The sequence below is a fragment of the Budvicia aquatica DSM 5075 = ATCC 35567 genome, from assembly GCF_000427805.1.
In the GTDB taxonomy this organism is placed as follows: domain Bacteria; phylum Pseudomonadota; class Gammaproteobacteria; order Enterobacterales; family Enterobacteriaceae; genus Budvicia; species Budvicia aquatica.
Genome location: NZ_KE386589.1, coordinates 24,587 through 35,521, shown reverse-complemented (window position 1 = coordinate 35,521; position 10,935 = coordinate 24,587). Strand labels below are relative to the sequence as shown.

Below are 10,935 nucleotides of genomic sequence, written 5' to 3'. Positions count from 1 at the left end.
CCACGGTGGCAGAAAAAACGGCAACCGGAGCCTATGTTATTGCCAGCTTTGCGGTGTTGTTTACCATCGGCCGTTTTATCGGTGGCTTTATTAACATTCGTTTAGGCGAACGCAATACGCTAATTCTATTCTCCGCATTATCTCTGGTAACCCTGATTATCAGCCGGATGATGGTGTATGAGTGGATCTATGCCTTTATGGCCTTTGGATTTGCGATGTCAGTCCTGTTTCCAACCGCATCAGCTATCGGTACCCGCATGACGGATAAAAGCGGAAGTATGATGGGACTTATCTATGTCGCCTCAGGCCTTGGCGGTGCATTTGCCGGCTGGCTGGTCGGATTACTGTCGGAAACTTACGGGATTGGATTTGGTTTCAATACGCTAATTGGCTTTGTCTGCGTCTTCCTTATTTTGTCCTGGTTTGTGCGGGAAACGCCCATAACCTCAAGAGAATAGACATTTGAAGAAAGGGAACGAAAAGTGCTTCCGTTCCCTTATTATTGTTAGCTTCAAATTTGGGCTGTCGGTACACCGCCATTTTACAGTCACGATAGTCGGTACGTTACCGGGTATCGCGACGGTTCTTGCGCGTTGTCGGGGGAGTTTTGGCGTTAAGATGACGGTTTCCCAACTCGAACTCAGAAAGTGAAATCGGTTAAAAATAAGATGGCATTAAATGAAGGACAGGTCAGTCACCAACTCAGTGAGTTTTACTACACTGAGTTAGAATTAAAGCTCAATTTTTATTTATTTCCTATTCATAAATTAACTGAAATCACCCTGTATATTTTTATGGGTATTACTGTGTTTCTTCATTTTTAAAGCTAGGTGATTATTTTATCAACGTCCGGTCTTGATTTTACCTCAATAAGTTCATTGGCTAAAATGTCGCTATTAATATCCATTTTAATTTTATGGATATTAAGGTGATTTATAAGTGTAACCCATAGGTTTTAAATTCTGTACATTATCTTATTGTCGATCTTAGGCGCTGGAAAAGCGTTGTTTCATGAACAATTAACCTGCTAATAGTTAGTTTAAACATATTAAGTGGTGAAATATTTCGTGATTACATATAAATACGATCTAAAGTTGCTTGTGTTGTTTTCCTCTGTATAATCGGCATTAATAAATCCATCTACGGCTTTCATTATTTTTCTGAATATTTGTAACAGTTGTTTTAATCGGTTTTTTTATTTTCATTAAAGTGAGCTAGATCACTTTAAATAAGTTTTTAATTAATTTTCGTATGGATTATTGCGCTGGTTTTATGTATTTATTTCTGGGGGTGAGTTTCGAGATAATAAATTCAGGTAGGTCGGCAATAATATTTTCATTTGATTGTGTCAAATCGTTCATTTTATTTTTTAGACCAATTTGATTGCAGGTGATATTGGATTGGGTGTTGTCGCTCAGGGTATATATCTTAGCCACTTCATCAGGACAGCGCGTTCGGCGCAAGGGAATGGAACAATGAAAATAACAATAACAATGCGTCTTTCGGTTATCGCCTTATTGCTGATGGGGAGTGGTAGCGTGATGGCGGCCGAGGTCGGCGGGCGTGGCGTCCCCGAGCCTGAGTTGGCTACCCGCCTTTACACCCTCCCCACCAACAGCAGCCTGTATCAATTAGCCCTGCAAAGCGGCATGACGGTCGCTGAATTACGGGCCCTGAATAAAGGGGGCATTGACCGTCGAGAGTCCATGAAGGCCGGTGAAAGCCTGCTGTTGCCAGCCACCTCTCCGTTGTTACCGGTGGTAGACAATACGGGTTTATATGTGAATAACCTACCGGAAATGGGGATGGGTAATGACCCATTACCCAAAGCCGATAAGGATGGCCGGATGCCCGCCTCCGCCATGGAAATGAAAGCCGCCGGGATGGCCCAGTCAGTGGGTAGTCAGGACTGGAACAACATGACCGGCGACCAGGCACAGACACAGGTTGAGAGCTGGGCAAAGAACAAAGCCAAAGCCGAAGTGTTGAATCCGGTCCAGCAGCAAGCTCAGGATTTTCTGGGCAAGTTTGGTAAAGCGCAGGTCAATATCACCGTCGATGACGAAGGCAGCCTGAAAGGCAGTTCCGGCTCATTGCTGACGCCGTGGTATGACACTGACAGCATGGTGATTTTCTCTCAGGTGGGTATTCACGGTCAGGATGGTCGAACTATCGGCAACCTGGGGGTGGGTGTGCGCTTTGATGAGGGTGACTGGATGTGGGGAGGAAACACCTTCCTGGACCAAGATATCAGCCGTAATCATACCCGAGGTGGTGTGGGCGGTGAGTTGTGGACCGATAACCTGAAGTTCGCGGCTAACTACTACTATCCGCTGAGTCGCTGGAAAGACTCTAAAGACTTTGATGATTATTTAGAACGCCCAGCCAAAGGCTTTGATGTCCGTGCTCAGGGTTACCTGCCGTCCTACCCGCACCTGGGGGCGTCGGTGGTGTATGAGCAGTACTTCGGGGATGAAGTGGCGCTGTTTGGTAAAGACAATCTGCAATCGGACCCTAGCGCGGTCACCGTGGGGGTGGATTATACCCCGGTGCCGTTGGTGACGCTGAAGCTGAGCCATAAAGAAGGCCAGAGCGGCAAGAATGAAGATAAGGCCGATTTGATATTGAGTTATCAACTGGGTACGCCACTGTCGAAACAGCTTGACCCAGACCAGGTGGCCGTGGCCCGCAGTCTGCGGGGCAGTCGTTACGATATGGTTGACCGTAATTACGACATCGTTTTGGAATACAAAGAGAAGGCTGGCGCGTTAGAGGTTGATTTGGCGGCGGTGCCGATGGATTTGCTGGAAGGCGATACCTACCTGATGCAGCCTTTGGTGCGCAGCAAGTACAAGGTCACCGCGGTGAACTGGAATGGGGACGTTATCCCGCTGTCCATCACACCGACCGCTGGCAGCACCAATACGCAGGGATGGCAGATTACCCTGCCGGTCTGGGACTCGGCTGCCACGGCGACCAACCGTTATCGGTTGTCCATCACCTTAACCAATGAGAAAGGCAAGCAAGTGACTTCCAATGAGGTGGATATCGTCGTCGGCCAGCAGCGTCAGAGTCGGCTGGATGTTGAGGGGGCGGCCAGCAAACAAGCCTCTGGTCTGGCTGCCGATGCCATTCAATTGGTGACTTACATCACCAACCATGACGGGGTGGTGATGAATGATCCGGCGTTGGTTAAACCGACCTGGATAGTGACCAACTTGGATACGGGTGCGGTGCTGACCGTCAATGATATCTGTACCAATGACACCCAGAATGTGCCGGTACCGTGTGTCAGCGTCAAGAGTGACCGAACTGAAGTCCGCGACGGGATGACGTATTACATCCGTGAAGTGGTCAGCACTCTGGTGGGTCGCTTTAGTATCGTGGCTGACTTGGGGCGTTATGGCAAAACTGCGCCACGGGAGATGGTGTTTAGCCAACAGTCTGGGTTGCGGGCTGAGATTTTGGACCCGAACGGCAATGACATACTGGTGACGCAAGCCAGTCCGACGGTAGGCGTGACTTATACGCTGAAGCTGTTTAATGCGGCCAATCAGGACATTACCAGTACGTTCGCGCCAGAGACATTGCGCTGGGCGCTGGATGGTAATGCCAGTGCGGCTGGGTGTGACGTCACGCTGACCGACCATGATACCGGCGTGACCGGCTATACCTTTACCCCGCGCACTCATGCCAACAGTAACAGTGGTGTGACGTGTGGTGATCAGGGCTTTGGTCTAAAGGTGATGTACTGATGATAGTCATTAATTCGATAAGTCACACAGATAAGCCGTCTCGGCGTTGTCGCTCAAGAGACTGTGTGGGCAACGCAGGTCAGTGGAAATACGTATCGCTAGTGGTGGTTCTGTCGGGCATACAGGGATATAGAATGAAAACTCAACGTAGAACACCGCGGGCCACCGCCCTGACGAAGTTGGCTGTCGGGGTGGGAGTCGCTCTGAGCCTAATGGGGTCAGCCTGGGCAGACAGCACGCCCACCACGACGGCGGTGGGGGGTGTCTTGCCCGTGTTAGTGGCGCCATCCAATAATACCACGCACGCCGTGGACTTTAGCGGGACCTATGCAAGGACTGACGTGATGTCAACGGGTGACACGGTGGTCTTAACCTACCGTCATGATGACCCTGACGGGGATGAGGATGATTCGTTGCCGACGGTGGTGTGGAGTTACGCTCCCGCCGGTGGTGGTGACGACGTGACGATAGCGCCAACCAGCAGTGTGCCGGCTGATGGCAGTACGCCGGGAACCTCGACTATCACTATCCCGTCTCAGGCGCTGGGTGCTGCCGCCATCAAAGTAGAAATCTGGGAACAGTCGAAAACCGGTATTCCGCGTCGAGGTCAGCAGGCCATTCTGGTGCTGGATACCAGTAAAGGGACGAATTCCGGTGGTGGGGGCGGTACGGCATCGTTACCTGGGCCGATAGTGATGGGCTCGGGTGCCGGTGACATCGTGGGTGGGATATATCGACGGGCGGATAACCCGGTGGCGGGTGGCGGAGCAACAGATTATTCGCGGACCACGGGTCATCATCCGATGGTGAGTGAGACTTACCTGTTTAGGGCTTGGCGTGATACTAACGGCAATGGCGTCTGGGATGCGGGCGAAGAGGACGTTACCCCTCACCTCAGCTCGATAAGCTGGACGCTCAATGGCAGTAACGTGACGGCTGCGGGTAGCGGCGCACCCACCACGTTAACTGCTCACGCCACTGGCGTGACGACAGACCAATATACCGTGCCGGTGAACGGTGCGTCGGGCTCTGGCGCAGCGTCAGGTGACCAAGGGTTCGGTTTGGCGGTGGTGTTTAACTGAGGGCGTTTTATTCAGGGCGGGTGAATCAGCCTGAGCCAACAATAAAAGTCCGTGATTCAGGTTCGTGATATTCAGGTTGATGGATAAATAAGCAGGGTATCGCAAGGCAGTAAGGTGTTGATGTCAAAGTGCAGCACACACGCGGGACAACTTGGCCCGTAAAACAACCGCATAGTACGCAGAGTATTTGTGCATAAAGGACTAATAAGGAAAGCAGAAGATGAAAACAATGAAGACACGTACATTCACATTAAAGAAAATCGCCCTAGCGATGATGATTGCCGCGGGTACCATGACCAGCGTCTATGCGGCAGTGACCGGTTCTACCGACACTATCCGTGGTGAAATTCCTGTATTGAAATCGGCAGGTGGTGGCGCTCACTCCGTCGACTTTACGGCCAGTGACCCGGTCAACCTGAAAACGGGCGACACCATCACCATGACCTATAAGTATACCGATACGGATGGGGATACGGATGATTCCAACACCACGGTACAGTGGTACTACGTCCCGGGTAACGGTACTGGTACCCCAGTGGCTATCACTGGCGCGACCAATAGCTTGGCCAGCGGCACTGATGGCAGCGGCAGCGGCACCAGTGCCATTATTGTTCCAGATGGGGCTGTGGGCGCCAAAATTAAAGCCATTATCACTGAACAATCTCTGACGGGTGACCGCAGAACCGGTCATACCATTACCTATAATGATGTCGGCACGGCGGGTACGTTTGGAACAGGACCTGACGGTGAGCCGGGGGGCAATACGGATGGTTCGACTGACGTGCCTGTGGGTCCTGTTGCACCTGGTACTGGTCTGATACCGAAGATTATATTGGCCGGTGATGTAACCAATACCAACCTGATTGGTTCAGGCACTAAGCTGAAAGTCGGTTCAACCTACCAGTTCAAACTGTTCGCGTCTGATGGCACGACAGACCTGACTGGTACGGTTAACTACAAGTGGAAACTGACAGGCACCAGTGCGACAACAGCGACTGCGGCGCCAGCCACCTTGTTCAACCCAGATGCTAACTTCCTTGTGCCGACAAATACCTCCGGCAAGGTGATTTCTGGTTCGGATGATGGTGTTCAGGGCTTCGGTCTGTTAGTGGATTACGTGCAGAAGCCATAATTTTTTAGGTCGTGAGCGTGGCAGGGATGCCACGCGGTAGTCGGTTTTTTGTCTCCAGCATGACAAGCAACTGAATGCCACATCAAGGCAGGTTAGTGCATCACAACGCACTAACCTGCCCTTATTGAACGAATGAGCGTGCGTCATTGGGACTTTATCACTCAAGACGACGATAAACACTGACCCAAAACGATAACGTTAGCTTGTCGCTTTGGGCCAGTGATTGCGTGATTATCAAGCATTTTAACGCGTGCTGACTGACAGGATTATCCAAACATGTTGGCAAGAAAAGCAATGAACACCCAGTTTAACGTGAAAAGGGAACAGCAAATGACAACAACGCGGCAACGCAATACCCCCGTCTCCCGACCAGCGGTTAGCGCCCTCTTCGTGATGGTGATGGCGTCTTTCTCTGCCGGTGTACAGGCTGACGTTCAACCACCACCACAGGCAAGGCTGACTATCACCGATGAGCCGTTGGCGGTGCAGACTTCGTCAGCCATAGCACCTGTGGTGGTGCAAGCTCCGCCAGTGGCAACACCGGTGATGCCGGTCACGTCATCCGCTGTTTCTGGTGAGGTCGTACCGACACCGCCGGTGTCAATGATGGTACCGGTAGAACCTATCCTTGCCAGTAGCACGCCGGGCGATATTGCCACGGTACTGGTCAGCGGTAAGATATTTCCAGTCAATGGGTATTTCCCTCAGACCGGTTTTGTGGGGGCGACGTTTCAGGTGCTAATGAATGGTCGTGACCCTGAGGATAATACTCAGTACCAGTGGCACAGTAACCAGAACTGGGTGGGTGTGGACACCGCAGGAACCGTCACGTTTACCGGTACACCTACACCGCAGACCCGGTCTGTGACGGTGACGGCCACCCCCATCACGGGCGGTACACCACAGACCCTCACGTTGACGATTAACCGCTGGTTTATCAATGCGAAAGCCGAAAAAATGACAGCGCCTGCGGCCATCGCCTGGTGTCAGTCTCAGGGGGATGGCTTTGCCGTGCCTGATGCGGTGATGATGACGGCTACGTCCGTGGGTTCGCCCTCGCTGCGCGACGCTAACGGCAAATTATGGAATGAATGGGGAACGATGGCCTTGTATCGTTCCGGCTGGCAGTTAGATAACTACTGGGGCGCGAAGGTTCAGGCTAATACTCGAGAGATGGTTGGTCTGGTGGGGGGAAGCTTCTACTGGGTGCCTGAGAGTAGCAAGTATCTTGTGACGTGTGCGCGAGCGCTTTAGCGGTCGAGATGTATTGACCAGCCTTGTACTGAGGGTGATGTGTGATGCGCTCGGATAAGGGCTGATGAAAAGCAGACTCAGCATTCAGTATAAACGCATCATTAAACACCGACTTAATATTAAAAACAGGTTAAGAGCCAATAAGGGAGAAAGGATTGCGTACTCGTATAAAACACGCTTGGGTGCTGGCGGTGCCCGCGTTATGGCTGGCGTCCTGTGATAACCAGCGCGACCTGAACACGGTCCGGTCTCAGCCATTGCCGGCGAGCGTGGCGATACCTTCATCTCAGGCCAGTCCGAAAGGTCAGGCAGCGATGACGTGGGGTGACGTGCTGGATAAGCGCCCAGCCTGTGACAAAACGACCTGGTCGCAGAGAGAAAACTCGGATAAGACGGGCTCTGCTGGCGGCAAAACGACCACGGTAGAATACCGATGTGACTTGTCGACTAAGGAGACTCAGGCGTTATTTACCTCGCAATGGGCTGCCTGGGTCGAGCGTCATCAGGGTCGTCTGGCGGACAGTGAGCAATTTAAGCAGAGCTTGCTGGATAAGAAAATACATCAGCAGGCCCAGCAAACTTTACCGACGGCCCGATGGGTCTTTGAGCAACTTCAGGCGAGCGGTGATTTGGCGCACTACAAAGCATTAGTCAAGGATTCCCCTGCTCACCACTTACGCTTGGATGCGGTGAATGCGTTCTTCGACAGCCAAGAGGGCCGTACTTACCTGACCACCACGCAGGCAACGAAAAAACAGGTGGCAGAGGCTCAGGCGGCGCTGAAGGCGGTGACCCAGGTGGTGACGGCCTCTGGACTGGCGACCGATACGGATAACATTGACGTGTGTGAGGCACCGGTTTTGTTTGTGTTAGCCGTCATTTTGACGCCTGAAGAGGTCGAACGAGGATTGACGGAGTGTGAGGTGGGTGGGCAGGCGCGCCATGAGGCGGATATTGTGTATGCCCAGAGTCAAATTGATGTGGCTCGCGTTATGTTGGATAAGCTTAAACAACCGGTCTCGTTGGTTAATGCGACAGAGGTTATCACCTGGGGGGTGTCGGCTGAAGGCATTCCCGAAGTGAGCACACATACGCTTGAGCTGTCGGTCAAGGAGGGTGAGACCGTGCGTCAGGTGGATAAGACGATGGGGGTAGCCGACAGTGACTTGGCGGCGGTGCTGGACGGGACAGTGAACCGAGCGCATCAAGATGCGCTTGTCAGTACGATGGGGGAACTGGTCAGATAATTCCATCCGGCAGACAGGTACAAGGATAACGGTGATGTACAAGTACAAAATGGTTCAAGTCCCGCCAACAATAACGATTAAGGCTAAAGATAATCGAAGTGGTCTGGCTGCGGAATATTTGGAGAATGTGGTCAATGAATGGGCCTACCAGGGGTGGGAGTTTCACCGGGTAGACACGATTGGTATTCAAAAAACGTCAGGCTTGTTGGGTCGCAAGGTTGAATATGACCATTATTACGTTATCAGTTTTCGCAAGGCGATTACGTCCTGACATGACGTAGACAATTACTGCCCATAGGGGCGAGTAACTGAATGGGGACGTCTGTGTCGGTGATGTGCTGAGAGTCAACGTCTGCTGGGAGGTGCCATTCATGGTCGGGAAGTCTGATTCGCTGAACAAGGCGTGGCACACGCAGTTGGCTGAGATTAGCCGGGGTGTGGATTATCACCGGATGAGGGTGGTTTTTTTGAACCGGATTGACCGGATGTGTGTGGTGGTGATGCTGCTTTTTTTGGTGCTGAGTGGCGCATGGGTAGGTTTTTATGGGTTGGACGTGGGTTTTTTGGTGGTGTTTTCTGCTGTTAGCGCGGGGGCGTTAATGGTTGCTTATGGGCTTAGCCGTCAAGTTCAACGGCATATGGACGTAGTTGACGAGTTAATCTCGTTACAAGCCTGGGCGACAGGGGCCTTGATGACCGCAGATAATCTGGCCGACCTCACGGCGGTGAGTGAGTTAATTGAGAAAAAGAATAATAAAGGGCGTAAATAATGGAGAATATCCCAAAACCACTTCATCGACTCACGTGGATTCGGCCTAGCCTCGTCACCTTGTCTATTTTAGTCTTATCATGGGGACTGGTGATAAGTCCGGTGATGGCGAAGCTGACTGACCCGAGTATCCCGATACACGGTCGAGCCCCAACGGCGACGGGAACGTTGACATTACAAATGCCGGGGGTGCCTGGTGTCACCCTCATCGTTGTTGACAATGCCCTGGTGTCAGGGGCCAAGAAGCCGAACGAGTTTACGTTCACTCCTGTGCCTGGGTCCATATTCACGGATGCGGATGGCGATGCGCGGGGAACGTCGGGAACGTTGGGCTTGAGCGTTGCGCCATCGGGCGCGGTGTGGACGTGGAAGGGGCCGGGAGGAACACCACTCACAGCGACCCAGCTCAATCAAACCTTTGCCACAAATTTTGCGCACAACACGGTACTGACAGTGCAGGCAACGGCGCCGGTCATTGCCACGTCGCTGACGGGCATACCGACCACATCGGGTATACCAACAGACTTCGCGTCGCCCACATATCGGGTCATAGTGAACATTCCGCCACCGCCTGTCATTCNNGTCAATGNNCATACCTTCGCGTGGAATAGCGGATTTCCGACGACGGGATTTGTGGGGGCTAAGTTCCAGCTGTACATGAACGGAGTTGATGCGGCAGCCAACAGCAACTACACCTACACTGAAACGGGCAACAAGGCGTGGGCGAAGGTAGACTCGATCGGAACGATAACGTTTATCGGAACGGCAACCACGGCCNACAAATCGTTAAACATCGTAGCGACCAACAAAAGCGACAGCAACGATAAGCATACCTTGGGCATCACGCTTGGGAGGTGGTTTGTCAATGAAGGGAAAGTAACAGGAACAGCGGCTGGCGCCGACACTTATTGTACTAGTTTAGGAAGTGGTTATAGCATACCACCCTACAGCACTATGACAAATGCGACATATAACAACCTAGGAACGCGGGCTCCAGTCGCTGGGCTTTGGAGTCAGTGGGGGGGTATGGATACGTTTGGTTCCGGTTGGGTCAACAGCTACTATTGGGCCCTTGAGCCGTATTTTAGCTCTTGGCACATCGTCAGCCTCGGCCGCTACCTCTACCCTGGACGCCTGAGCAGCAGCGATCCGACCGCCAACTTCTATATTGCTTGTTCCAGGGCCCTTTAAATTTTAGCTTTTAATATTTTAAGGAAGATTCTATTGCCTTTGAATTGCTCGCCCCTTTAGGCANCTAGTTGGTAGGTTTGATGAAATAAATCATATGCCAGAGATTGGCTGATGTTGTACCGAATTTACTGGCTTGTTAACAAACACTTACCTAAATTTCAGCAGCGCCCGACGAGTCCTTATTGCAACATAAAGACACGGGTTAGTAAGCACGGTAATTCGGTGGGTATCATTTTATCGTTGCACGGAGGCGCTGTTCTGGTTCAGGCCAAACTCACCGTGTTATTTCAATCAGACTGGACCTTTATGCCATGTTCACCGCGTTTTTAGGATTGTACAGTACCAATACAGGACGTTGACTTATGAAAAATAGAACTCTATCGCAGTGCTCTTTTGTCCATNCGGGTTTTCCACAATTAAGTGCCGTCTGCCTGGTGTTGTCCATGGGGCTTGCACTCGGCCCTGCGATAGCGGCGCAGACTAATCCCCCAGTGCCGATACACGG

9 protein-coding genes are annotated in these 10,935 nt (G+C 51.8%); all 9 read left to right on the top strand.

Going from position 1 to position 10,935, the window contains the following annotated elements; genetic code table 11:
- The coding region (locus tag YWE_RS0125220) for an MFS transporter (RefSeq protein WP_029096931.1) at nucleotides 1–458 on the top strand (458 nt) is incomplete at its 5' end.
- A gap of 1,017 nt (nucleotides 459–1,475) precedes the next feature.
- Nucleotides 1,476–3,755 carry an inverse autotransporter beta domain-containing protein gene (locus tag YWE_RS0125210; RefSeq protein ID WP_029096930.1) on the top strand — a complete coding sequence of 760 codons (2,280 nt, stop codon included), beginning with the start codon at nucleotides 1,476–1,478 and terminating at the stop codon, nucleotides 3,753–3,755.
- A gap of 134 nt (nucleotides 3,756–3,889) precedes the next feature.
- Nucleotides 3,890–4,837 (top strand): SinI family autotransporter-associated protein, encoded by a 948-nt coding sequence (locus tag YWE_RS0125205; RefSeq protein WP_051323584.1) that lies wholly within the window; start codon nucleotides 3,890–3,892, stop codon nucleotides 4,835–4,837.
- Nucleotides 4,838–5,057: 220 nt separating this feature from the next.
- Entirely contained in the window at nucleotides 5,058–5,969 is a 912-nt protein-coding gene (locus YWE_RS0125200; RefSeq protein WP_051323583.1) for a SinI family autotransporter-associated protein, read from the top strand.
- A gap of 276 nt (nucleotides 5,970–6,245) precedes the next feature.
- Nucleotides 6,246–7,223, top strand: coding sequence for a hypothetical protein (locus YWE_RS29305; RefSeq protein ID WP_029096927.1), 978 nt, complete (start codon nucleotides 6,246–6,248; stop codon nucleotides 7,221–7,223).
- Between the two features lie 269 nt (nucleotides 7,224–7,492).
- Entirely contained in the window at nucleotides 7,493–8,470 is a 978-nt protein-coding gene (locus YWE_RS0125190; protein WP_154661467.1) for a hypothetical protein, read from the top strand.
- Between the two features lie 34 nt (nucleotides 8,471–8,504).
- Nucleotides 8,505–8,741 carry a hypothetical protein gene (locus tag YWE_RS0125185; RefSeq protein WP_029096925.1) on the top strand — a complete coding sequence of 79 codons (237 nt, stop codon included), beginning with the start codon at nucleotides 8,505–8,507 and terminating at the stop codon, nucleotides 8,739–8,741.
- A 100-nt stretch (nucleotides 8,742–8,841) separates the two neighbouring features.
- Nucleotides 8,842–9,240, top strand: coding sequence for a hypothetical protein (locus tag YWE_RS0125180; protein WP_029096924.1), 399 nt, complete (start codon nucleotides 8,842–8,844; stop codon nucleotides 9,238–9,240).
- Entirely contained in the window at nucleotides 9,240–10,430 is a 1,191-nt protein-coding gene (locus YWE_RS32220; protein ID WP_029096923.1) for a hypothetical protein, read from the top strand. The genes YWE_RS0125180 and YWE_RS32220 overlap by 1 nt, the downstream gene beginning before the upstream one ends.
- Nucleotides 10,431–10,935 lie beyond the last annotated feature (505 nt).